We start from the raw sequence: 22886 nt of genomic DNA, 5'->3' as shown, positions 1-22886 counted from the left end.
TAAGTCAGTGTTCGAAGACGCTCTTGAGATCCCTAAAACCCTTGATTTCGATGGGGTTACCGCTTGGGTCGAAGAAGAACATCGTGCGCTGCTCGCCGGGCTCCCCCGCGAAACGGATTACCGGCGGGATGTCAAAAGCAACGCCCTCCGCCTCAATGCGGGCGGCCAGTGCCTCCCAGGCGTCGAGCGGCAGCACCACGCCGAGATGGGGCATCATCACCATGTGGGTACCGACCTTTCCGGTCCGGGTCGTCGCGAAGGGCTCACCCAGATGCAGCGAGATCTGATGGCCGAAGAATTCGAAATCCACCCAGGTCTCCGTGCTGCGCCCCTCCCGGCAGCCGAGCACACCGCCGTAGAAGCGGCGCGCCGCGTCGAGGTCGGTGACGTGGTAGGCGAGGTGGAATGGCGTGAGCATCGATAAGCCTTTTCGTCGTGTATGGACGGGACCGTCGCACCCTCAGGCGGCCGGTTCGAGAGCGCTCGCCGAGATGACGCCACCGATGAGGTTGCAGGACAGCAGGAAGGCGCTGTCGAGCTCTGCGCCGCCGGCCGGTACGAGGGCCGCCCGTCGCGCTGCGAGGGTACGTCTCGCCCCGCGGGCGAGGGACTGGGCCTCCTCGACGGTGACGGCTTCAAACACAATCGTTTCGCCCGGCCGCACCTGCGACAGGCGACCGAGATCGGCCGAGATCACCGTGGCGATCTTTGGATACCCTCCGGTGGTGTGGCGGTCGGCGAGCAGGATGAGGGGACGTCCGTGTCCGGGCACCTGGATCGAGCCGTTCACGATCCCGTCTGAGACTATGTTGAAGCCATCTGCATGGGCGATCGGCGGCCCGTCGAGGTGGCAGCCCATCCTGTCCGCCCGCGCGGTGAGCGTGTAGGGCGCGGAGAGGAAGGTTCGCAGACCCTGTTCGGTGAAGCTGTCGGCCTGCGGCCCGAGAACAACCCGGATCGGACCGCCTAAACGTGGCCGGTGGAGCGGCGGCAGGGTCAGCGGTCGGTCGCTGGACTTGGGCGCGCCGAGGGGTAGCAGGTCGCCCGCAGCGAGAGGATTGCCGTCCAGGCCGCCTAGGCGAGTACGGCTATGCGTCGAGACGCTGGCGAGCATCGGCGCCACGGCGAAGCCCCCGGCGACCGCGAGGTAGGCCCGTAAGCCCTGCCGTGGGGCGCCCAGGATGAGCCGATCCCCCCGCCGTAGGTCGTAGGCGGTGAAGAGGTCGAGTATGCGCCCATTCAGGCTCATCCCGAAGGGCGCCCCGGCGAGGGCGATGCGGCAGGATTCCGCCTCGCATACGAGATTGGGGCCGACCATCGCCATTTCGATCACGGCCGTGTCGAGCGGATTGCCGACAAGGGCGTTGGCCAGAGCCAGCAGATCGGGATCCATCGCCCCGGACCCGGAGATACCGTAGCGCAGGTAGCCCTGCCGACCGGCATCCTGCAGGGTCGAGGCGACACCAGGGGCAACGACGCGCAGGCCTTCAGCCATCGATTCGCTCCAAGGTGGCCACGGTCTCACCGGCACGGGCGGCCTCGCTGAGAGAATCGAACTCGGCGCGGCCGATGGGGTCGAACCGGATCAGATCTCCGGCCGTGAACAGGAACGGCTCGGCACGCGCCGGATCGTAGGAGCGTGCGGGCGTGCGGCCGATGAGTTGCCAGCCGCTAGGCAACTCCAGGGGTGGCGAGACGCCGGTCTGGTTCCCGCCGATGGATACACTGCCCGCCGGGGTCTTGGGTCGGGGATCGGTGCGCCGGCTCGCATGGATGCGGGGATCCAGGCCGCCGAGATAGGCGAAGCCGGGGGCGAAGCCGATCATGTAGACGCGGTAATCGCGGCCGGCATGGACGGCGACCACCTCCTCCGGGCTCAAGCCCGCCCCGGCCGCAAGCGAGGCGAGATCGGCCCCGTGCTCGCCGCCGTAGTGGACTGGTACCCGCCAGCGGCGGCCCGCGCCGGCCCCTGCTTCCGGGGGCGGCCAATGGGCGGCGATCAGCGCCGCGAGTTCGACCCGGGGCAACCGGTCAGGGTCGTAGAGGACGAGGAGCGAGCGATAGGTCGGCACCGTCTCTAAGAGGCCTGGTCGTCCAGCGCCGCGGATCGCCTCGTCCAGGGCGATGACCTGCGCGTTGACCGCAGGATCAACCGTCTTGCCAAGTTCGACCGTCAGGGCACGATCGCCGCAATCGAGGAGGCGATAGCCAGGCTCAGACACCAAGCACCTCAGCCATTGGACGCAGACCGATGCCCTTGGCGGAGCAATCCTCGCGCAGGCGGCGTCCCATGGCGACGGCGCCCGGCGTGTCGCCGTGAACGCAGATCGTGTCGATCCGAGTCGGGATGCGCCGGCCGGATAGGCTGGTGATCGCCCCATCCTCCAACATCCGCATCACGCGCTCCGAGACGGAGTCTGGATCGTGCAGCACGGCGCCGGGGAGCTTGCGCGAGACGAGGGAGCCATCATCCGCGTAGGCGCGGTCGGCGTAGATCTCGCGGGCGATCAGCAGGCCGAGCTTCTCGCCGGCCTTCTCGGTCTCCAGGCCCGGCATGACCACGAAGATCAGGTCGCGGTCGAGGGTGCGGATCGCCCGCGCCACCGCTACGGCGAGGTCGGCATCCTCGTTGGCCATGTTGCCCATCGCCCCGTGCGTCTTCACGTGGCGGACCGGGCAGCCGGCATCCTGGGCGAGCGCCAGGAGGGCGCCGACCTGGTAGAGAACCGCCTTCTCGATGTCGGCCGGGCGTTCGCCGTGGATCGGCCGCCGGCCGAAGCCCCAGAGGTCGAGGAAGCTTGGATGCGCGCCGGCCTGCACGCCGTTCGCGGCGGCGCCGCGCAGGGTCTCGTGCATCACCAGCGGGTCACCCGCGTGGAAGCCGCAGGCGATGTTGGCGGAGGTCGCCACCGTCAGCATCTCGGCGTCGTCGCCGAGGCGATAGACGCCGAAGCCCTCGCCCATGTCGCAGTTCAGATCGACGATCATCGGTGCATCCTTTCGCGTGGGTTCTGTCTGCGGGGTCAGGCTTCTGCGACGAGGTGCGCCACCAGGGCCGCGGCGGCGCACAGATCCTCGATCCGCATCGCCTCGTGCGGGTTATGGCTGCCGTTCTGGTTGCGGATGAAGATCATCGTGCTTGGCACGCCCTGGCCGGCGAGGGTCGCGGTGTCGTGTCCCGCCCCGCTCGGCATGGTCCGGAACGGCATCCCGAGCCGACGCGCATGGCCCGACAGGGCCTCGACCAACGCTGAGCTCATTCGGGCCGGCGTGCTGCCAGTGCGCTCGCCCAGGACGAAGCGCACGCCGCGGGCGGCCTCGATGGCGGCAACCAATTCGGCCAAGGCCGCCTCGATCCGGTCCAGAACGGCGGGCTCGGTGCTGCGCACGTCGAGGCAGAAGCGGACCTCGCCGGGGATCTTGGCGAAGGCGTGCTGGACCGGGTCAGTGCCGACCTCGCCCAGCGTGATCGTGGCCGGCCGCCCCTCCGCCTCCAGCGTGCCCCACAGGGCATCGAGGCCGGTGATCAGGTCGGCGAGGGCGAAGACGGCGTCGCTGCGCTCGGACCGCGCTACCGCGCCGGAATGGCCGTAGCGGCCGAAGCAGGCGGCCTTGCGGTAGCGGAAGCTGCCGCTGATCGCCGTGACGAAGCCTACCGGGACCCCGGTCGCCTCCAGCGCCGGACCCTGTTCGATATGCATTTCCACAAAACCGTGGATCCGCGTCGGGTCGAGCAGCCGCTCGCCCCGCGCCACAGCCTCCGGCCGCAGGCCGAGCTCAGCCATGTGCTCGCGCAGGCTCCGGCCGGAATCGGCGCGGGGCAGGTCGAGCACGTCGGGCGGCAGTAAGCCGAAGGCGGCGCGGCTGCCGACATAGGAGGCAGGGAACCACACGCTCTCTTCGGCTCGGAACACCGCCACCGTCACCGGGCGCGCCGGCACGAGGCCCGCCCGGCGCAGGGCTTCAAGGGCTGCGAGGCCACCAATCACCCCGGCCGCACCATCGAAGTTACCACCGTGCGGTACCGTATCCACATGCGAGCCGACCATCCAGGGTGACAGTGCCGGGTCGCGTCCCAGCATTGTCAGGAAGAGATTGCCGGCGGCATCGCATTCGGGCCTCAGACCCAGTGCGAGCCCGGTCGCTCGCATAAGGGCGTGGGCCCGCTCCTCCCCCTCGCCGTAGGCAGCCCGCGTGACCCCGGGCTCGTCGTGGCTGAAGGACAGGAGCTGCGCGAACAGTCCGGCGCAGAAGTCCGGGTCGATGGCGATCAAATCTGCGCCCGTTGCAGCCCCTAACCCGTTCATGCCGGAAACTCCGCGGACGGTTCACCCTGCCGCCGCCGATCCCAGACCTCCGCGTTGACGAGGTTCGGTGGGCGGCGGCCGGCGAGCACGTCGACCACCTGCCCGGCGACCCGCTCGGCCGCACGGATCAGGGCCGCCTCGGTGGATGCCGCGACATGGGGGGTAAGGATCGCCCGGCGCTCCCCATGGAGCGGATGGTCGTCCGCGAGCGCGTCCCCCGACACCACGTCGAGCCCCGCGCCAGCAATGGTCCCAGCAGCGAGAGCCTTGGCCAGGGCACCCTCGTCCACCAAGGCGCCACGGGCGGTGTTGATCAAAAAAGCGCCAGCCTTCATGCGGGTCAGCTCCCCCGAACCGATCAGCCCACGGGTCAGGGGCGTGAGCGGCAGGTGCAGGGAGACCACGTCGGCCCGGGCGAGGAGGTCCGGCAGGGAGGTGGCGCGCTCGGCTCCTATGGCCTGAAAATCGGAGTCGGGCCGTGTCGGGCCGTAGGCGAGCACTTCCATGCCGAGGGCCGCCGCCAGTCGGCCGGTCGCTTGCCCGATGGCACCGAACCCGACGAGACCGAGCGTCAGCCCGGCGAGTTCCACGAGGCGCGCCCCGTAGCGGAAATCGTGGTCGCCTTCCCGCATGGCCCGGTCGGCCTGCGGGATCGCCTTCGCCAGGGCGAAGATCAGGCCGATCGCATGCTCGGCGACGGACTGGGCATTGGCCCCCGGCGTGTTGACGACCGGAATTCCTACCCTCGTCGCCTCGGGAACGGCCACCGGGTCAGTCCCGGTGCCATGAACCCCGATCACCCTCAGCCGGGGCGCGGCCAGCACCGCCTCTGCGGGGAAGCCGCCGTTGCGCGTGATCACCGCGACACAGTCGGCCGCCTCGCGGACGAGAGTCGCGGGGGCGAGGTCGGTGGCGATCCGGTGCTCAAGCCCCGCCGCCCGGAGACGGGCCAGCCCGGCTGCGTGGATCGGCTGAACGATGAGGCAGACGCCCGACGGTTCCGCGGAGGGGGAACGGGGGAAGGAAGGCTCAGTGAACACGTACGAGGCAGCACTGCTCATAAATACCGCTTGAATGCCGGTGGTATACCGATGAGTGTACCGCATCGCCTCGATACTGGCAACATGAAAATCCAATACAGATCAGCATATCACGGTAATATTCTTGAACGGTAGAGCGAATATATCGATATGTTCAAGTACTATCACAGTATTACAATAAAAATTGAAACCATGACAACGATTTAGGGTGAACGATGACGGAGATTGAAGTTGCCAAGACGCCGCTTTTGAAGATCAGGAAGCTGCACAAGAGCTACGGCGCCAACGAGGTCCTGAAGGGCATCTCCCTCGATATCCACGAGGGCGAAGTGGTGTCGATCATCGGCGCGAGCGGCTCGGGCAAGAGCACCTTCCTGCGGTGCCTGAACCTTATGGAGACGCCGACCTCTGGCTTCATGGATTTCGAGCGATTCGCCTTCGACTACGAGCTGGGCGCCCGTCGTCAGCCGACCCCGCAGCAGCTCTGCGAATTGCGGGCGCGGATCGGCATGGTCTTCCAGAGCTACAATCTCTGGCCGCACATGACCGTGCTGGAGAACGTCGTCGAGGCGCCGATCCGAGTGCGACGAATGCCGCGCCGGCAGGCGGTGGAGGAAGCTGAGGCGCTGCTACAGCGCATCGGCCTCTACGAGAAGAGGCAAGCCTACCCGTCGAAGCTCTCGGGTGGGCAGCAGCAGCGCGTGGCGATCGTGCGCGCCCTGGCGATGGCACCCAAGGTGATGCTGTTCGACGAGGTGACCTCGGCCCTCGATCCTGAGCTGGTGGGCGAGGTGCTGGCGCTGATGGCCTCCCTCGCGTCGGATGGGATGACGATGCTGCTCGTCACCCACGAGATGGCCTTCGCCCGCGACGTCGGCACCCGCACTCTGTTCTTCGACGGTGGCGTGATCGCCGAGGACGGCCCGCCTAAGGAAGTCATCGGTGCCCCTCGGAGCGAGCGGTTGCGCCACTTCCTCCGGCGTGTGCTGCACGAGCCGACCGGCCTCGGGCACTCGGCGTGAGTAGCCGCATATCCAGCGGGGAGTTCGGACGGTGATGAGCGTGACGGCAATTCAGGACTGGTGGCTCAGCCTCTCGGAAGAGGTCGTCACCTACGGCCCCGGCTTTTTCTCGGCGACCATCGTCGTTCTCGGCGTCACGGTGGCGAGTATTCTTGTGAGCTGGGTCTGCGGCCTGCTCGGGGCGCTAGGCAAGCGCTCGTCCTTCGCTCCCTTCCGGGCCCTGGCGAGCTTCTACGTCTGGTTTATTCGGGGTACGCCGACCCTTGTCCAGGTGTTCATCGTCTATTTCGGCATGCCGCAGATCGGCGTGAAGCTGTCGCCGATCACCGCCGGGATCATCGCGCTGGGCGTCAGCAGCGGCGCCTACGTAGCCGAGACCATCCGTGCCGGCCTCGCGGCGATCCCCCGGGGTCAGATGGAATCGGCCTTGGCCTTGGGCATGAACCCGCGGATCATGATGGCGCGGATCGTAATGCCGCAGGTCTTCCGCATGATCCTGCCTTCGCTCACCAACGAGGCGATCTCGTCGGTCAAGAACACGTCGTTGCTCTCGACGATCACGGTGGTCGAGCTGACCCTCTACGCCCAGCTTATGATCGCCACCACGTTTCGCCCGTTCGATTTCTACATCGCGGCGGCGCTGATCTACCTCGGCCTCACGTCGATCCTGTCGCAGCTCTCCGCCTACTTCGAGCGGCGCTACGCCCGTCTGTCCTGAGCAGCGCCTGCCGCGAGTCGGGCCGCGGCTCACACCTCTCGCCCCGTCCCAACATCGGAGATTGCTATGAACCGCCGACACCTCCTCGCACTCGCTGCCCTCTGCACCAGCCTGCTGGCTGCTCCCGCGGTCCGCGCGGCCGAGGGCAAGCTGGAACTGATCGAGCCCGGCAAGCTGATCGTGGCGACCGACAGCACCTTCGCGCCCTTCAGCATGCGTACGCCGAGCGGCGAGCTCGACGGGCTGGAGGTCCGGGTGATGCGCGAGGTCTGCCGAAGGCTCGGGCTCGAATACAGCCCCTTGAACGTCAAGTTCGATGCCCTGCTGATCGGCCTGATGGCCGATCAGTACGACATCACCAGCGAGTCGATGGACATCACGCCCGCCCGGCAGAAGCAGGTCGCCTTCGCGGACGGGTGGCTCGAATCCGGGGCGCGGATCGTCACCCGCAAGGATACGGGCATCAAGGGTCCGGACGATCTAAAGGGCCGGAATGTGGGCGCCCTCTCGGCCTCGACCTTCGGAAAGCTCGCCGAGGACCACGGCGCCACCTTGAAGAGCTACAAGACCGCCGCGGACGCCATGCAGGACCTCGTCGGTGGCAATATCGACGCGGTGATCAACGACGCGGTGGCCGGCAACTACGCGATCAAGGCCCGCAAGCTGCCGCTGGTGATGATCGAGACCCCGCTCAGCACCATCCAGAAGGGCTTTGCCATCAAGAAGGGGAAGCCGAACCTGCATGCGGCCGTCAACAAAGCCCTCGCCGGGATGGTCGCCGACGGCACCTATGCCAAGCTCATCACCCCGCTGATCGGCTATGACCCGGCGCCGAAGGAGCCGATCCGCACGAACGCCATGTGAAAGGCGGCGGCGACACGGCATACCGACAAGAAGACGGGGGCGGCCCGGCCGGCCGCTCCGGGAGGAACCGATGAAGACCCTTGACGCATCGTCGTACACGACGGCGCTCAACGCCCGGCGCGAACAGAGCCTGGGTCAGATGGCCTATGACAAGCTGCTCGACATGCTGGTGCGGCGCGACCTTCCGGCCGGGACCGTGCTGCACGAGCGTCGCCTCGCCGAGATGCTCGACATCTCGCGCACACCGACCCGCGAGGCGATGTCGCGGCTGGAGACCGAGGGCCTGATCGAGCGGCAGCCCGGCGGGATGCTCGTCGTGAAGGAGTTCTCCCTGCGCGAGCTGATCGAGATCCTGCACGTCCGCCGCCTGCTGGAACGGGAGAGCGTCGTGCTCGCCGCGGGCCGGATCGCCGACGCCGTGCTGGAGGATTTGCAGGGACAGATCGAGGCGCTGCTGGCGGCGGGGGATCCGGATGCCCCGGGCAACTGGGAGGTCGACCGCCGTTTCCACGAACTGTTCGCCGATCACAGTCAAAATGCGATCCTGGCCAAGACGATCAAGGATCTGCGGCTTAAGACGCAGATGTTTAACCTGAGCCGGATGCCCGAACGGTTCGAGGCAGTGCATCGCGAGCACTTGGCGGTGGTCGCCGCCCTGCGAGCCGGGGACGCGGCGGCGGCGGCCGATGCCATCGCGGCTCATCTCGAAAACTTCAAGCTGGGCATTATTCGCCGCCTGAGCGAATTCTAAGTTGTGGCGGCGCGATGGATGAATTTGCGAACCTGCGCGGCTGTGAGGCGGCCTTCCCGGAGGCGGAGTTCGCCGCGCGGCAGATGGCGGCACGGGCTGCAATCGCCGCCGCCGGCCACGATGCCCTGGTTGTGACCGGTCCGGAGGCGATCTACTGGCTGACCGGCCGCCAGACGGCGGGCTACTTCGCCTTTCAGGCCCTCGCGCTGCCGGTGGAGGGAGAGCCGGCCTTGCTGGTGCGCCAGCTCGAATTGCCGGGGGCGGCGGCCAATACCTGGCTCAACGACATCCAGGCCTATCCAGACGGGACCGACCCGGCCGACGCCCTGGCCGCTCTCGTGCGCCGCCGGGGCTTCGCCCGGCCGGCGCTGGAGCGGGACGGCTGGTTCGTCTCGCCCGCCCTGGCGGCGCGGATCGGCATGGCGCTCGGCATCGACCCGGTTCCGGACGGGTCGGGCCTCCTCGGCCCCCTGCGCACAGTGAAGTCAGCGGTCGAGCTGAAGGCGATCCGGGCCGCCGCACGTTACGCACAGGCCGGGCTCGCGGCCGGCATCGCGGCCTGCACAGTGGGGAACGACGAGAACGCGGTCGCCGCCGCCATGCTCGCCGCCGCCACGACGGCCGGGTCCGAGGCGATGGCGATGGAGCCCCTGATCTCGTCGGGCCCCCGCAGCGGGCTACCGCACATGACGTGGCGCCGGCGCCGGCTGGAACCGGGCGATGCGGTGTTCCTCGAACTCGCAGGCAGCCATGCCCGCTACCACGCGGCGCTGATGCGCAGCGTTTGGATCGGCGAGCCGCCGTCCGAGGCGCGGCGGATGATGGATTGCGCGCTGCGAGCCCTCGACGCGGCCCTCGACGCGATACGACCGGGCCGGCCCTGCTCCGTCCCTCACGAGGCCGCTCAAGCCATCATCAATGCGGCGGGCTACGGCCCAGCCTTCCGCAAGCGCATCGGCTACTCGATGGGTATCGCCTTCGCGCCCGATTGGGGCGAGGGGGGGCTGCTCAGCCTCTTCACCGGCGTCGACCGGCCGATCGAGCCAGGCATGGTCTTCCACCTGCCGGCGACCTTGCGCCGCTATGGCGCCTGGACCGTCGGCGCATCCGAGACCGTCATCGTCACCGCGCATGGGGCCGAGCCCCTTTCGGACCTGCCTCGCTCCCTGACGCTGCGGTGAGGTCGCCAGAGCCCCGTTGGGTCGGAAAGGGCTCGCCCGCTTCTTCAGCGCTTCAACACCGAAACTGTCATCCTGCTTCCGGCAAGGACCAACCGGCTGGTTTGCGCCCATCTCGGTCATTCAAGGAGCCTCGGCCGCTCACCAATAGCGGACATTCAGCGCGACGGCTGTTTCGCCGGGCAATTCGCATAAGGGCAGCATTGGGCGGTGATCGCCTCGTTGATCGAGACCTGCAAGCTCGTCGGCGTAGAGCCGCACGCCTACCTCGCCGACGTCATCACCCGCATCGTCGAGGGTCACCCACAGCGCCGTCTCGACGACCTGCTGCCATGGGCCTACCCGGCCATGCCAGCCCTCAAAGCCGTGGCCTGAAAACAGCGCTCTGATGTCCGCTGTCAACGACATGGCCGAGCATGACCAGCCGCTCTGACGGGCGGTGAGGTTGTTTGTACGCGCACGGGTGGAGGCGGGACCTGAAGGACGTCGGTGATCAAGCTCTGATGCGCGGGTTGGCTACCGCATTCCCGGGTGTGCGTCCGGGGCTGTCCCGATCTTACAGCGGGCGTCGGTTCGAGAACCGGCCACAAAGCGTCTGACGGGCGTTCCCCTGCCGTGGTCCCGCCCCCGCCGGTGCGCGAGGGAGTGATCCGCCGCTCGGCGGCGTGTCAGGTCGCCCGTGCCTCGCGGGCCACCGACCACATGAAGCCGACGAGCTCACGGGCGATCGCGGTGCAGACCACCGTCGCCTTCTTGCTCCGCCCGCTCAGCGCCCGGTAACGCGCGGTCAGGCGGCTCTGCGCCTTCCAAGCGATCTCGCGCACCCTCGGCGGCACGGCCTCAAGGCGGTAGAGCTTCTCCTTGCCGATCTTGGGCGGATGCCGGTAGGTCCAGGCGCTCTCGACGAGCATGTGGCGGACCCGTCCGTTGCCAGCTTTGGTTATCCCGCCGCGCCGGACCGTATCGCCGGTGGAGCGCTCACTTGGCACCAAGCCGAGATAGCCCATGAGCTGGCGCGGGTTCTCGAAGCGGCCGACGTCGCCGACCTCGGTAGCAAACGTCACAGCCACGATCAGATCGACGCCGCGCAGGGTCTGTAAGGCCTGCACGATCGGGCCCAGCGACCATGACGGGACGAACTCGGCGATGACCGTCTCGATGCGCGCGACGCGCTCCTTGGCGATGCGGCCTCGACCATTTCCTGCAGTGCGATCTGGTGGGCAGGGTGTTCGAAGCGCTGCTCCTGCAGCCAGCGCAGGTAGCGCATCGTCCAACCCGTTTTGCGCGGGTAGATGCGGCCATGCTTGAGCATGAAGGCACTCACCTGCTGGCGATGTACGCGCAGGCTCTCGACCGCAGCAGCACGAGCGCGCACGAGATCGCGCATGGCCTCGTGGCCCGCGTCGGGGACCCACACGGCGGTGAGTTCACCGGCGCGCAGGAGCTTGGCCAGCGCGAGCGCGTCGCGGCGGTTCGTCTTGACCCGGTCGCCGGGCTTCCTCGGGATCAGCGAAGGGGCCACGACCGTGCAGGGATGGCCGAGATCGGTGATGAGGCGGTACAAGCCGTAGCCGGTCGGCCCTGCCTCGTAGCAAAAATGCACGCGTTCATGCTTGGCAGCCAAGCGCTTGATGAGGCGGCGCATGCTCTCAGGTGCGGCATCGACCTCACCGAGATAACGGACCTCGCCTCCACGTTCGCCGTCCGCAACTGCGATCGCGTTGCGCATCTTTGCGACGTCGATGCCGACGAAAACCTCGCTACACTGCTCCATGGCTCGCCCTCCTGCGATGAGGATCGGCTCGGCCCATCCGAGTAACCCTCGTAGGCGCAGTGTAGGGCGAGCCACCTCAGAGGCGCGGACATACGGTCTTACGATGGATCGCGCCGTCGTCCCCGTTGACCAGGACGATGGTGTCACCTCGGCGGAGGAACAGGTCGGTGGGGGCATATTGCCGACCCTTCTGCAGCACGACGCGGACGACGTTGGCAAGATCGGCTTGGGCCGGTCCGAGCGCGAGTAACCCTGCTATGAGCGCGATAGGCGTGCCGACGAGAAACCCGCGACCAAGATTACGTATCGACACGGATACAGCCTGGGTAAATCAATTTTCTGAAATAGGCATAGCATTATATAGCCCAGGTTCGCCTAACAGATATCAGTATATCCGTCTAAAAGTTCCCTGTGCTTCCCGATCAATTCGTTATGTAAGCGCAATTTGCGCAATGATTGCAAAGAATTATTAGGACTGGGCAATCGCGGATCGACGCCTCAGGCGTAGGGACCACCAAACAGGTCGCCCATCGCCTTCCGAAGGAATAGCGTCCGCCTACGCCGCCTCTGATGCTCCGGCCGATCGTGGATCATGTGGCAGCGCTGGCAGAAGGCTGCGAGGTTGGCGTCTGCGTTATTGGCCGTGTCGTGATCCCGGTGAGCGGCTGCCAGGACGACATAGGTCCGGCGAGAGCGGCCGAGGATATCGACGCCAGACCTGATCCGGATCCGGCGCCCCCATCCATTGCGCCAACGGCTGGCCTCAGCGTCCCACCAACGCCCATCGCCGAGATGGTAGACCATCTGCCCGTGCGGTCGGCCACAGCTCTCACAGCGGCCCTGCGCCCGACCAAAGCGGATCGCCATCGACAGCTCGCGCCAGTCGATCGGGTAGAAGAAGCGGTGCTCGGGCCGGATCGGCATGGTGGCGGACTGTGCCACCAGTTGTGAAGGAAGCGTAGCGTTAGAATGCCCCTACCTACCGCCCATGAACCTGTCCAACCTCGAATTCTGGGCGCTCCTCGCCATCGCACTCCTCGGCCTGTTCGTGCCGGTGATCATCGTGTGGTTGAAGGGCCGCCCTATCATGCCGATCGCAGTGCTGAGCCTCGGGTTCTGGCCTGGCGCGCTGATCCTGGCGCTGCGGTTGCGACGCCGTCAAGATTTTTAACTTCAATCAGGGTCGGTGCCTGAACGATACCGACCGTCAGCATGTGAACCAAGCAAACCAGACTGCCAGCGGTTCTCTGACCGATCCGTCGTGTGTGATCCGTAGCTTTGCGTCGCTTGCATGCGCTTCAAGTGTCGGCAATTCGATCGGTTTGCCGACATAGCGTTCAGATTGCTATCTACCTATTGCAGAAGGCCGTAGGGTCCGCTTCTGGGCAGCCGAAAGAATGCAAATCAGAAGGCCGAGGCATTTACCGGCCGCCTGGCTGCTTACAGGACAAGTTCGCGAGTGAATGCGATGCTTACCCGTAGCCCTGGCTGAGCGTCCGAGAGTGTGAGCTGCCCCCCGTGCAGTTCCGCGACGGCCGCTGCTAGGCTCAAGCCAAGGCCGTTGCCTGAACCGTATCGGCTCCGCTCCAGCCGGTAGAAACGGCGGATTACCTTCTCCCGCTCCGTTGCCGGGATACCAGGGCCATCGTCGCAGACGGCGGCCACAACTGAGAGATCCCGTACGCTGAGTTCAAGTGTGACCGTGCTGCGCTGCGGCGTGTGCAGGAGGGCGTTCTCGACCAGGTTCACGAAAAGCTGTGTGAGTAGGTCCTGATCGGCTTGGACCCAGACATCCGCGGTGATGTCGGCCGCGAGCGTACGCCCACCATCGCTTGCCGGAGCAGCGTAGGCGTCCGCAACAGTGTGGAAGAGCTCCGACAGGTTGACCGGGCGGAACCCCTTACGAAGCGTAGTGGCCTCGATCTGCGCGATACGCAGCAGTGCCGAGAAGATGTCCAAGATCCTGTCGGTCTCTTCGACCGCCTGCTCCACGGCCACTCGATAGTCGTCGAGAGTGGCGGCGCGGCGGTTGGTGGCTTCGAGGTTCTGACGTAGTCGTGAGAGCGGCGTGCGCAGATCGTGTGCGATGTCGGTGGAGACCTGCCTCAGGTTGACCATCAGCCCGTCGATGCGGTCGAGCATCCGGTTGAGGGTCACGGCGAGGCGGTCGAACTCATCCTTCGACCCGGTGTGCGTAATTCGCTGCGTCAAATCTCCGGCGACCACGGCTTCGGCAGTGCGGGTGATGGCGTCGAGCCGGCGCAAAAGCGCCGTGGAGAGCAGGGACCCCGTGCCGAGCCCGAGCGCCCCTGCAATGGCGAGCGCGATCAGGAAAGCGCGTCTGATCACGGCCTCGACGTGGCGCACATCCGCGAGATCGTCAGCCACCACGACGCGGCTGCTGTCGCTAAGCGCGCGGGCCGCTGTTCGTGGACCAGCGCCTCGCGACGCCACAGAGCTCGCGGGATCGCGGCCATACGGCAGTAACGTCTCATCTCCGAGGAGTGCCCGGCCATCAACTCCGATGAGGACGTAACGAATGTGTGTGAGCGGGTTGGCAAACCGCCCGGACAGCGCCGCTTCCAGATCCTGCCGCCCACCGGCCTTAAACTCATCAACGAGAGCGCTGGCCTCGTTCTCCAGCCCACGCTGCGCCTGGCGCTCCAACGTGTCCGACACCACGAGAACCGTCACCCACCCGATCACGCCGACCGTGACCATGAACGCGGCTGTGTACATCAAGGCGAAGCGTAGACCTGCGCTTCGCAGGAGGTCACGCCATGAGCGCATGGAGGAGGTACCCCGCGCCGCGGATCGTCTCGATCGGGTCCGGCTCATCATTGCTGTTGAGCTTGGCACGCAGGCGGCTCATGTGGGTCTCGACGATGTTCGTCTTTGGGTCGAAGTGGAACCCCCAGACGCTCTCCAGGAGCTGCCGCCTGGTGACGATTTGCCCGGCGTTGCGCATCAGGAACTCCAGTAGGCTGAACTCCCGGGGCTGTAGATCCACGGCCTGTCCGGCGCGGCTAACCCGTCGTGTAATGAGATCCAGCTCGATGCCGGCCGCATGTAGGACAGTCTCGACCCGACCGAGGGGTGGGCGTCGCGCGAGCGCGTGAATGCGAGCGAGCAGCTCGGCAAATGCGAATGGCTTGACGAGATAGTCGTCGCCGCCGGCCTCTAGGCCATCAACCCTGTCGCTGATGCCGCCCATCGTGGTGAGGAACAAGACCGGCGTCTGGACGCCCGCGGCGCGCAGTCGGCGCACGAGTTCGAGACCGTCGATGCCTGGCAGCATGCGATCGATGACGGCCACATCGTGGGCCCTCCCACGCGCGAGCTTGAGCCCGGTGTGTCCATCACCTGCTTGCTCGACCTCGTGTCCGGCCTCCCCGAGGCTCGATACGAGCAATGCCAGGGTCAGGGCATCGTCCTCGACAGCCAGGATTTTCATCAGGCCCCGGTCCTTCAGGTTCGGCGAGAGAAGCGTGTCAGCCAAGATTGGGAATTTGTAATTTGACCACGACCCGATGAATTGGCTTGCTCATCAACCGGGAGTTTCAGCTCCACCTACGTATTGATCCGCGAAGATTTAAAATTAACCCTAGCCCGCCGAACGAAAATCTGCTCAGGTTGCGATTATAATCAAAGATTTAAAAGTTAATGTCAACACTAATTTACAGCAAATAAGAAATTTACATAAAGATATTGGATGTAATAATGTATTCAGATCGGAAGTATTTCTGCATGTGGGATATGAACCGAATGCCTCCTCAAGCTGACGAGCCGCCCTGCGAGGATACAGAGCTGATCCCGAGTCTTCCGGGTTGCCTCTCAGCCCCCCTGCAAGAGTACTTCTGCGTAACCGAGCAGAACGCCCTGCCGCCGCGATTGGCCGAGCTCGTCCAGCGCTTCGAGAAGGCGTTCGCTTGTCGTGGACGCACCGTTGCAAATGAATTTCGTGACGACCTGATCAGAGCGCTTCCGGCGCTGAGGACCTTCGCACTTTCCTTGTGCGGGGATGTGAATCGCGCCGATGACCTCGTGCAGGAGACGTTCGTTCGAGCCTGGACGAAATGGCACCACTTCATGCCGGGCACGAACTTCACAGCGTGGCTGTTCACGATCATGCGCAACCAACTGTACTCGGATTTGAGAAAGCGTAAGCGAGAGATCGAAGATGCCGAAGGCAAACACGCCGGACGGCTCATAGCACTCCCGGATCAAGAGGAAGCTAATACACTGAGGATTGTATGGAACAACATCGATGCTCTTCCAGTCACCCAGCGCCAAGCGTTATTGCTCGTCGGTGCTGAAGGATACACCTACGAAGAAGCAGCAGCGAAGCTTGGCTGCCAAGTCGGAACCATCAAAAGCCGGGTCAGTCGGGCCCGCGCCCTCCTTGTCGGCACACTGGGCGTGTCGTTCGACAGCCAGCCGCCGGCCTGATTTTGATGGGAGACGCGGACGACTTCGATGCAATGGCTGATGCATGCATCGCGAACCACGGGGCGATCTCAAACCAGGGATCCCCCGAGATGCAGGCCCTCTCGCGCCTCCTGCTTCATGCATTAGCTGCGGAGATCTGGAGGCGCGAGATTGCCCCAGCCCCGTCGCACCCCAAGCCCAGTATGCCCGCTCCTGAGGGGCTGCATGATGTTTAGCGATCGACTGTTGCTAATTTGCTGCAGTTACGGGTGGTTCGAAGCTTACTGCGGCGGCGCCGGGCTGCTGGAGCCCGACGCCCAGGATCGGTCACCACGGTCTCTGACAGTCGCGGATGCGTAGAGCTCCGGTGGAACGGAAATGTCGAGCTTCGGATTGATCGCTCCAAATTCGGGAGCCTGCCTTGCGACCCTCTCTGCTCATGCTCCTTGGGCTGTCGCTCTTAGCCAGCCCGCAAAGCCTCCTGGCGCAGGTTGCCACTGGGGAAGGCGCCACCACGACCATCGAGGCAGATGAGCTCCGTCCGGGGCCACCTCCACCGTTGCCGGAGTTGTCCGATCCGAACGGGCGTGCGGGTGAAGCCCTCAATGAACCCGGCGCGCGTTCTAGCATCCCAAAGGTGCTGCGGTCGTCAGGATCCAAGGCGGGAGGTCCGGCCAACGACTTGAACCCGAGCGGGCAAGCTGAAGCACAGGCTCCGCCTAAGGGCGACCTCGGCAAGGTGGCGGCGGGCAAGGAGTTGTTCCACGGCAACTACTGCGGGAAGGGGCAACGCGGCGAGGAGCTGCCCGCCATCGACGCCCTCGACGCGGCCTGCATGCGCCACGACGCCTGCTACGACACCGCCGGGTACACCTCCTGCGCCTGCGACGCGACGCTCAGGCGAGAGGCGGCCTCCGTATCGGATGATCCGGATGCATCGCTGGAGACGAGGCGCAGGGCCCTCAGCGTCACGGAGGCAACTGCAGCGATGGACTGTCGCCGGCCCTGACGCTTTCGAGGGCCTCAACATAACCGGGACGGGTCCCAAACTGTATGTCAGCGCTCGGACGGAAACCCACTGCCGGCTCAACACCTTTTTCGTACGCTGCCAAATGCAGCCACGGGGGTCGGGAAAACGATCGGACCTCCGGCATGCGACGCCCTCCCGTCTGGTGCATACCGCAGGGTGAACCAGTCCGAGCACTCCTCCGGCTCAGGGCCGCGGTGAAAACCCGGCAGAGGTTTGGTAAAGCCTCGGCCCCATGAACGAGACCGTCAAGCCGCCAGGTACAGGGGCGACCCCCGAACAGCTCAAGCGTGACCGCGCCAGGATCACGTCGGAAATCGACGGCACGGATGGCGGCATCGATCCCTTCCCGGCCGCGGTGCGTGCCACGCGCATGCCGATGGTCATCACGAACCCACGCCTGCCCGACAATCCGATCGTCTTCGTCAACGACTCGTTCTGCCGTCTGACCGGCTACACCCGCGACGAGATCGTCGGACAAAATTGTCGCTTCCTGCAAGGACCTGCCACCGACCCTGCTGACGTGGCACGCCTGCGAGAGGCGATCGCAGCACCCCGCGCGATCGAGATCGACATCCGCAACTATCGCAAGGACGGCACGTCGTTCTGGAACCGGCTGCTGATGGCGCCGGTCAACGATGCCGGCGGCGCGCTCGCCTACTTCTTCGCCAGCCAGCTCGACGTCACGACCGAGCGAGAGCGCTTGGCGGCGCTTGAGAACGAGAATGCGACTCTGACAGCCGAACGGCGAGCCGACCGGGACCGGCTCGCCTTCAGCGAGGAGTCGCGCCAGCTCGCCATTGAGGCGGCCGAGATCGGTACCTGGGATCTCGACCTATTCAGCGATGTGCTGACTTGGTCGGACCGCACGAAGGCCATGTTCGGCATCTCCCCGAACGTACCCTGCAGCATGGCCGACTTCTACGCCGGCCTGCATCCCGATGACCGCGACGTCACAGTCGCTGCCTTCGCCTCCGCCCTCGATCCCATGCGGCGCGCCACCTACGACGTGGAATACCGTACGATCGGCAAGGAGGACGGCGTCGTACGCTGGGTCGCCGCCAAGGGTCGAGGCATGTTCGACGAGACCGGTCGATGTATCCGGGCACTGGGTACGGCCATTGACATCACCCACCGGAGGCAGGCGGACGAGGCTCTCCGCGCCAACGAGGGCCGCCTTCGCTTCCTCGACATTCTAGCCAGGGAGACGGCTAACAGCACCGATGCCGACGCTGTCCTCGCAACGACAACGCGGATGGTGGCCGAGCACCTTCTCCTTTCGAGCTGTGCCTATGCCGACATGGATCCCGATCAGGACGGGTTTACGATCCGTGGCGACTGGGCGGCCGAAGGCTCGCCGAGCATCGTTGGCCATTATAGCCTCGCCGATTTCGGCAAGCTCGCGGTTCGCAACCTGAGTGCCGGCGAGCCGCTGGTCCTCAACGATACCCAGTTCGAGTTGGCGCCGGAGGAGGCGGCGACGTTCCAGGCCCTGGGCCTCGCCGCTACGCTCTGCATACCACTGATCAAGGACGGCCGACTGACGGCCTTGATGGCGGTTCATGACCGGGTTTCGCGCATCTGGACGGCCGGCGACCTCACGCTCATTCGCGAAGTTACCGAGCGCTGCTGGGCCCATATCGAACGGGTTCGCGCCGACGCGGCGGTGCGCGAAGCAGTTGCGGCGCTCGCCACCCTGAACGCGACGCTCGAGGAGCAGGTCAGCGCGCGAACCGGAGAACTGATGCGTGTCGAGGAGGCCTTGCGGCAGTCGCAGAAGATGGAAGCGGTGGGCCAGCTCACCGGCGGCCTCGCTCACGACTTCAACAACCTGCTGGCGGGTATCTCCGGCTCGCTGGAGCTGATGCAAACCCGAATGCAGCAGGGCCGGCTCACCGATGTCGACCGCTACATGACCGCGGCCCAAGGAGCGGCGAAGCGGGCTGCCGCTCTGACTCACCGCCTACTCGCCTTCTCCCGCCGTCAGACGCTTGACCCGAAGCCTACCAACGTGACCCGGCTTGCTATGGGTTTGCAGGAGTTGATCCAGCGCACGGTAGGACCCGGTATCCCGGTCGAGGTGGTGGGCGCCTCCAGTAGCTGGCCCGCCCTGGTCGATCCGTCTCAGCTCGAAAACGCCCTCCTGAACCTGTGCATCAACGCGCGCGACGCCATGCCGGACGGTGGCCGCATCACCATAGAGACCGCCAACAAGTGGCTCGATGAACGGGCCGCGCATCAGCTCGACATGCCGGAAGGGCAGTACCTCTCTCTGTCCGTTACAGATACCGGGACCGGCATGCCACCAGAGGTGGTCGCCCGCGTATTCGAGCCGTTCTTCACCACCAAACCTATTGGCGAGGGCACAGGGCTCGGCCTCTCGATGATCTACGGGTTTGCGCAGCAGTCGGGAGGGCAGGTCCGCATCTACTCTGAGGTCGGTCAAGGGACGACTGTCTGCATCTACCTGCCTCGCCACTACGGCGAGGTCTCGGATGAAGACGCCTCGGTGACGGTGGCCAACCTGCCACGTTCCGAGCAGGGGGAGACGGTGCTGATCGTGGACGATGAGCCGACCGTGCGGATGTTGGTCACCGACATCCTAGAGGATCTTGGCTACACGGCGATTGAGGCGAGCGACAGCGTGGCGGGCTTGAAAGTCCTGCAGTCGGACGTGCGGATCGACCTGTTGGTTACGGACGTGGGTCTGCCCGGCGGGATGAATGGCCGACAGATGGCTGATGCGGCACGTGTGTACCGCTCTGACCTCAAGGTCCTCTTCATCACCGGCTATGCAGAGAACGCCATCCTCGGCAACGGGAGCCTTGCGCCCGGGATGGCAGTGCTGACCAAGCCGTTCGCGATGGACAACATGGCCGCGCGCATCCGCTCGATGATTGAGGGCAGCAAGGAGCAGGCGCGGCGCTCGTAGACTACGTCCGCTGCCGGGCGGGCGCTGCCGCTACGGATCGTCGGCAAAACGATCGTTTTTCCGACGGTCGTGGGTCGCATATGATAGATTGGTCAACGCGATTGAAATCCTGTCGGGTAACCATGTCGGCTATTCAAACGTCGGCAAAACGTGTTCTTTGGATACGGGAAGCGAGACTGTTGCGATGTCCGCTTAAGGACATGGCGAAGCCGAAACCAGCCAGTTCGCTATCGGCCAGCATCGGCCGTGTTGCCAGGCGGGGTGAACGGCCGGGTTGGGTGGCTTTGAGGCGGTCTGCTTTCGAGCAGCTCAAGCATCAGAGCGGACGTAGCCGCTAAACAGATAGGTGATCCGCCGCAGTGCCCCCTTTTTAACAGCCATGGAGGTCAAAAGCGTGCCGCGACACCACCCATGATCGTGCGTGGCGTACCCGGTGTGGCGTAGCGGTTCTGGAAGGCGCGGTCGTAGTAGGATGTGTCGAGTAGGTTGTCGACGTTGAGATAGACCCGCACTTGCGGAGTGATCCAATAGTACGAGATCAAGTTGACGACCGTGTAGTCTGGCAGACGGAAGGTCGAGAGGGCTGTGCCGGCTACGCGCTGACCGACATAACTCAAGCCGCCGCCGAGGCCGAGGCCACGCAACGCGCCCCCCTGGAATTCATAGACGCTCTGCACTGCAAAAGTATCGGCGGGAATGTTGGCGATCCGCGTACCTACGGGCAGGGTGTTGTCGCGGCTCACGGCGGCATCGGCGTGGGTGTAGGTGCCGATCACCCGCCAACCGGGTGCGAGGTAGCCGGCGACGGTCAGATCGAAGCCCCGGCTGCGCACCTCGCCCGCCGCAACACTGAAGTTCGGATCCACCGGATCGGCAGTGAGGACGTTGGTGCGCCGTATGTCGAACACTGCCGCAGTGGCGCTCAGTTGCCCGTCAAGCAGGCTGACTTTAGTGCCGAACTCGTAGCCCTCACCCTGCTGGAAAGCGAAGGGCCGCCCCGAGCGATCCGTGCCAGTATTCGGCAGGAATGAGCGGCCATAGCTGCCATAGATCGAGACCTCCTCGGTGAGATCATAGGTAAGGCCGAAGCGCGGGGTCGTGACCGTGTCCTGCAGGCTCGTAGTGCGGCCAGTGCGGTAGTCAGTCGAAACCAGGCTGAGGTTTTCCACTCGCACGCCGAGAAGTGCATGGAGGCGCGGCGTGAGGTCGATCTGGTCTTGAACGTAGCCGCCGAAGCTCTCAGTGTTCTGCAGGAAGTTAGTGATCGAGGCCAGCGGCGGCAGGGCAGATTGCCCGTAGAGGGGCGCGAGAAGGTCGAGGGTGAACGGGAAGAGGTTTGCGTTCGAGCGATCGAAAATCTCCCGGTAGCGGTAAGTGTCGTACTCGAAGCCCATCAGCAGGGTATGGCGGAAGGGGCCGGTCTCGAACTTGCCCGCCAGGTTGAGCTGCAGGTCGAGGTCCGACCAGCTCAAGTCACGATGCTCGAAGGTCCGGCGCAGGGTGCGCCCGTTGGGGAGGACGTTCATGGCGCCCACGCCGTCGCCAACGAGGCTCCCGCCCAGCGCCTGCACTCCGGCCGTCACCACCCAGTCCTGATCGAGCTTGTGCTCGATGCGAAGCTGGCCGAGAGCATTGTCGTTGCGCACAGGCGGGATACCCGACTCGCCGATGAAGCGATTGCGCGGCAGGGCCCGGATGTTGCCGTTGATTGGTACGACGCCCCTGTCGAACGTCGCGGCCGTGCTGACGAATTCACCCTCTAGAGTGATCGTGGTGTCGGCGGTCGGCTTCCAGGCAATGACGGGGGCGAGATAGAAACGATCACCGTGCACGAAGTCGCGGAAGCTGCCGTTGTCTTCAACTGCGCCCGTAACGCGGGCAAGCACCTTGCCTTCCTCATCCAGGGCGCCGGTGGCGTCGAAGGTGCTGCGCTTCTGGTTGTAGCTGCCAAATTGTGTGCCGATGGCGAAGGATCGCTCGGCGATGGGTTGCTTGGTGACGATGTTGAAGGTCCCGCCGGGGTCGCCACGTCCGTAGAGAAAAGCGGACGGGCCTTTCAGTACCTCGATCCGCTCGATAGAAACTACGTCCGGTGAGGGTGGGTAGCCCCGGTTGATCGGGAAGCCGTTGCGGTAATACTCGCCGGTGTTAAATCCACGGATCGTGAACTCCGTCAGGCCGAGACCGGCGAAGTTGTTGGCTCGGCCAACGCCGGCAAGATCGAGCGCGGTGTCGACACGCGTTGCGGCGGCGTCTTGGAGCACTCGATCCGGCACGACGACGACGGTCTGGGGCACCTCGCGTAGTGGTGTATCGGTGCGCGTCGCGCTGACGCTACCCTTGGCGAGATAGCCATCCACCCTGCTGGCTAGGCTGCTGGCGGGTCCGCTATCGCCGGCCACCGACAGCTCGTCGAGCTGCACCTCCTGCGACGCGTCGGTAGCGAGCTGGGCTAGGGCAAAGCTCGGTCCAAAACCGACCAAGGAGCCGGACTGCGCTATAAGCACGAGTGCGGCTGAGGTCGTGAGTTTGGAGCTCCTCTTGAGATTGATGATCGATACAGCCACGGACGCAAACCAACTTGGATCAGTGGTCGGCCGTTACAATTCAGAAACGCATAGGGTCAAGCGCGTGAAGGGGCTATATCGACAAGCCTAGTTTGTAGTCATTCAAATGTGCTCGGTTAGACTTGTAGAAGCGTTATAATCCCGCTGCTCTCGATGCATATGTGTTGCTCGCGCACCACAGCGATCGGACACCTCGAAGAACCCTGTAATTGCGGGGTTTAGCCGTCGATTTGACGCCACTCGCAGCTTTGGCGTGATTGGATTGGCGTTCTGGTAAT

Annotated in this window: 19 protein-coding genes and 2 pseudogenes; 10 read left to right on the top strand and 11 right to left on the bottom strand. The window is 65.1% G+C overall.

Going from position 1 to position 22886, the window contains the following annotated elements; all coding sequences use genetic code 11:
• Positions 1-4: 4 nt before the first annotated feature.
• Genes ACYQPG_RS20520 through ACYQPG_RS20495 form a run of 6 tightly spaced genes read right to left on the bottom strand, consistent with a single transcriptional unit; the run spans position 5 to position 5368 of the window.
• Complete coding sequence (locus ACYQPG_RS20520; protein ID WP_419830080.1) at positions 5-418, bottom strand: VOC family protein; 414 nt, start codon at positions 416-418, stop codon at positions 5-7.
• A gap of 42 nt (positions 419-460) precedes the next feature.
• Positions 461-1495: a 5-oxoprolinase subunit C family protein gene (locus ACYQPG_RS20515; protein WP_461231627.1), complete on the bottom strand. Its 1035-nt coding sequence runs from the start codon at positions 1493-1495 to the stop codon at positions 461-463.
• Positions 1488-2222, bottom strand: coding sequence for a 5-oxoprolinase subunit PxpB (gene pxpB, locus ACYQPG_RS20510; protein WP_147909012.1), 735 nt, complete (start codon positions 2220-2222; stop codon positions 1488-1490). The genes ACYQPG_RS20515 and pxpB overlap by 8 nt, the downstream gene beginning before the upstream one ends.
• On the bottom strand, positions 2215-2988 hold the full coding sequence (locus tag ACYQPG_RS20505) for a LamB/YcsF family protein (protein ID WP_147940817.1): 774 nt from the start codon (positions 2986-2988) through the stop codon (positions 2215-2217). The genes pxpB and ACYQPG_RS20505 overlap by 8 nt, the downstream gene beginning before the upstream one ends.
• Positions 2989-3023: 35 nt before the next feature.
• Positions 3024-4307 carry a Zn-dependent hydrolase gene (locus ACYQPG_RS20500; protein WP_419830076.1) on the bottom strand — a complete coding sequence of 428 codons (1284 nt, stop codon included), beginning with the start codon at positions 4305-4307 and terminating at the stop codon, positions 3024-3026.
• The gene (locus tag ACYQPG_RS20495) at positions 4304-5368 is read right to left on the bottom strand and encodes a hydroxyacid dehydrogenase (RefSeq protein ID WP_461231626.1); all 1065 of its coding nucleotides are present in this window, start codon (positions 5366-5368) and stop codon (positions 4304-4306) included. Before ACYQPG_RS20495 ends, ACYQPG_RS20500 begins: the two co-directional genes overlap by 4 nt.
• Positions 5369-5562: 194 nt before the next feature.
• Between ACYQPG_RS20495 and ACYQPG_RS20490 the strand changes: the two genes are divergently transcribed.
• From ACYQPG_RS20490 to ACYQPG_RS20465, 6 genes and pseudogenes are all read left to right on the top strand, one after another.
• A complete protein-coding gene (locus ACYQPG_RS20490) occupies positions 5563-6369 on the top strand; it encodes an amino acid ABC transporter ATP-binding protein (RefSeq protein ID WP_461231625.1) in 807 nt (268 codons plus the stop codon).
• 34 nt (positions 6370-6403) lie between these two features.
• Complete coding sequence (locus tag ACYQPG_RS20485) at positions 6404-7087, top strand: amino acid ABC transporter permease (protein ID WP_461231624.1); 684 nt, start codon at positions 6404-6406, stop codon at positions 7085-7087.
• Positions 7088-7153: 66 nt separating this feature from the next.
• A complete protein-coding gene (locus ACYQPG_RS20480) occupies positions 7154-7951 on the top strand; it encodes a transporter substrate-binding domain-containing protein (protein ID WP_461231623.1) in 798 nt (265 codons plus the stop codon).
• 70 nt (positions 7952-8021) lie between these two features.
• Entirely contained in the window at positions 8022-8702 is a 681-nt protein-coding gene (locus ACYQPG_RS20475) for a GntR family transcriptional regulator (RefSeq protein ID WP_147909018.1), read from the top strand.
• 14 nt (positions 8703-8716) lie between these two features.
• Complete coding sequence (locus tag ACYQPG_RS20470; protein ID WP_461231622.1) at positions 8717-9883, top strand: M24 family metallopeptidase; 1167 nt, start codon at positions 8717-8719, stop codon at positions 9881-9883.
• A 195-nt stretch (positions 9884-10078) separates the two neighbouring features.
• Positions 10079-10255, top strand: a pseudogene (locus tag ACYQPG_RS20465) (transposase domain-containing protein); the annotation flags it as partial.
• A 293-nt stretch (positions 10256-10548) separates the two neighbouring features.
• Here ACYQPG_RS20465 and ACYQPG_RS20460 read toward each other — a convergent pair.
• Positions 10549-11654, bottom strand: a pseudogene (locus tag ACYQPG_RS20460) (IS110 family RNA-guided transposase).
• 498 nt (positions 11655-12152) lie between these two features.
• Positions 12153-12578, bottom strand: a complete 426-nt coding sequence (locus tag ACYQPG_RS20455) for a hypothetical protein (RefSeq protein ID WP_461232491.1) — start codon at positions 12576-12578, stop codon at positions 12153-12155.
• A gap of 64 nt (positions 12579-12642) precedes the next feature.
• Here ACYQPG_RS20455 and ACYQPG_RS20450 point away from each other — a divergent pair, with 64 nt between their 5' ends.
• Positions 12643-12825 (top strand): hypothetical protein, encoded by a 183-nt coding sequence (locus tag ACYQPG_RS20450; RefSeq protein ID WP_461231621.1) that lies wholly within the window; start codon positions 12643-12645, stop codon positions 12823-12825.
• A gap of 269 nt (positions 12826-13094) precedes the next feature.
• Here ACYQPG_RS20450 and ACYQPG_RS20445 read toward each other — a convergent pair whose 3' ends face one another.
• Both ACYQPG_RS20445 and ACYQPG_RS20440 read right to left on the bottom strand, forming a co-directional pair.
• Positions 13095-14393: a sensor histidine kinase gene (locus ACYQPG_RS20445; protein ID WP_461232490.1), complete on the bottom strand. Its 1299-nt coding sequence runs from the start codon at positions 14391-14393 to the stop codon at positions 13095-13097.
• 34 nt (positions 14394-14427) lie between these two features.
• Positions 14428-15108: a response regulator transcription factor gene (locus ACYQPG_RS20440; RefSeq protein WP_461232489.1), complete on the bottom strand. Its 681-nt coding sequence runs from the start codon at positions 15106-15108 to the stop codon at positions 14428-14430.
• A 293-nt stretch (positions 15109-15401) separates the two neighbouring features.
• Here ACYQPG_RS20440 and ACYQPG_RS20435 point away from each other — a divergent pair, with 293 nt between their 5' ends.
• The 3 genes from ACYQPG_RS20435 to ACYQPG_RS20425 all read left to right on the top strand — a co-directional run bounded on the left by ACYQPG_RS20435 (position 15402) and on the right by ACYQPG_RS20425 (position 20041).
• Positions 15402-16103 (top strand): sigma-70 family RNA polymerase sigma factor, encoded by a 702-nt coding sequence (locus ACYQPG_RS20435; RefSeq protein ID WP_461231620.1) that lies wholly within the window; start codon positions 15402-15404, stop codon positions 16101-16103.
• Positions 16104-16503: 400 nt separating this feature from the next.
• Positions 16504-17091, top strand: coding sequence for a hypothetical protein (locus tag ACYQPG_RS20430; protein WP_461231619.1), 588 nt, complete (start codon positions 16504-16506; stop codon positions 17089-17091).
• A gap of 253 nt (positions 17092-17344) precedes the next feature.
• Positions 17345-20041: a PAS domain-containing protein gene (locus ACYQPG_RS20425; protein WP_461231618.1), complete on the top strand. Its 2697-nt coding sequence runs from the start codon at positions 17345-17347 to the stop codon at positions 20039-20041.
• A 386-nt stretch (positions 20042-20427) separates the two neighbouring features.
• On the opposite strand, the gene ACYQPG_RS20420 is transcribed toward ACYQPG_RS20425, so the two are convergent.
• A complete protein-coding gene (locus ACYQPG_RS20420) occupies positions 20428-22548 on the bottom strand; it encodes a TonB-dependent siderophore receptor (protein ID WP_461232488.1) in 2121 nt (706 codons plus the stop codon).
• Positions 22549-22886 lie beyond the last annotated feature (338 nt).

The sequence above is a fragment of the Methylobacterium sp. CM6246 genome (assembly GCF_054818005.1).
Note: the sequence above shows the minus strand (reverse complement) of the source record. Positions and strands in the feature narration are given on the sequence as shown.

Bases quoted from the DNA above. Each gene is read 5' to 3' on its own strand.
- ACYQPG_RS20475 (WP_147909018.1), top strand. From the start codon at position 8,022: ATGAAGACCCTTGACGCATCGTCGTACACGACGGCGCTCAACGCCCGG.
- ACYQPG_RS20445 (WP_461232490.1), bottom strand. From the start codon at position 14,393: ATGTACACAGCCGCGTTCATGGTCACGGTCGGCGTGATCGGGTGGGTG.
- ACYQPG_RS20425 (WP_461231618.1), top strand. From the start codon at position 17,345: ATGAACGAGACCGTCAAGCCGCCAGGTACAGGGGCGACCCCCGAACAG.
- ACYQPG_RS20490 (WP_461231625.1), top strand. From the start codon at position 5,563: ATGACGGAGATTGAAGTTGCCAAGACGCCGCTTTTGAAGATCAGGAAG.
- ACYQPG_RS20495 (WP_461231626.1), bottom strand. From the start codon at position 5,368: ATGAGCAGTGCTGCCTCGTACGTGTTCACTGAGCCTTCCTTCCCCCGT.
- ACYQPG_RS20505 (WP_147940817.1), bottom strand. From the start codon at position 2,988: ATGATCGTCGATCTGAACTGCGACATGGGCGAGGGCTTCGGCGTCTAT.
- ACYQPG_RS20480 (WP_461231623.1), top strand. From the start codon at position 7,154: ATGAACCGCCGACACCTCCTCGCACTCGCTGCCCTCTGCACCAGCCTG.
- ACYQPG_RS20435 (WP_461231620.1), top strand. From the start codon at position 15,402: ATGTGGGATATGAACCGAATGCCTCCTCAAGCTGACGAGCCGCCCTGC.
- ACYQPG_RS20485 (WP_461231624.1), top strand. From the start codon at position 6,404: ATGAGCGTGACGGCAATTCAGGACTGGTGGCTCAGCCTCTCGGAAGAG.
- ACYQPG_RS20470 (WP_461231622.1), top strand. From the start codon at position 8,717: ATGGATGAATTTGCGAACCTGCGCGGCTGTGAGGCGGCCTTCCCGGAG.
- ACYQPG_RS20520 (WP_419830080.1), bottom strand. From the start codon at position 418: ATGCTCACGCCATTCCACCTCGCCTACCACGTCACCGACCTCGACGCG.
- ACYQPG_RS20515 (WP_461231627.1), bottom strand. From the start codon at position 1,495: ATGGCTGAAGGCCTGCGCGTCGTTGCCCCTGGTGTCGCCTCGACCCTG.
- ACYQPG_RS20440 (WP_461232489.1), bottom strand. From the start codon at position 15,108: ATGAAAATCCTGGCTGTCGAGGACGATGCCCTGACCCTGGCATTGCTC.
- ACYQPG_RS20450 (WP_461231621.1), top strand. From the start codon at position 12,643: ATGAACCTGTCCAACCTCGAATTCTGGGCGCTCCTCGCCATCGCACTC.
- ACYQPG_RS20500 (WP_419830076.1), bottom strand. From the start codon at position 4,307: ATGAACGGGTTAGGGGCTGCAACGGGCGCAGATTTGATCGCCATCGAC.
- ACYQPG_RS20455 (WP_461232491.1), bottom strand. From the start codon at position 12,578: ATGCCGATCCGGCCCGAGCACCGCTTCTTCTACCCGATCGACTGGCGC.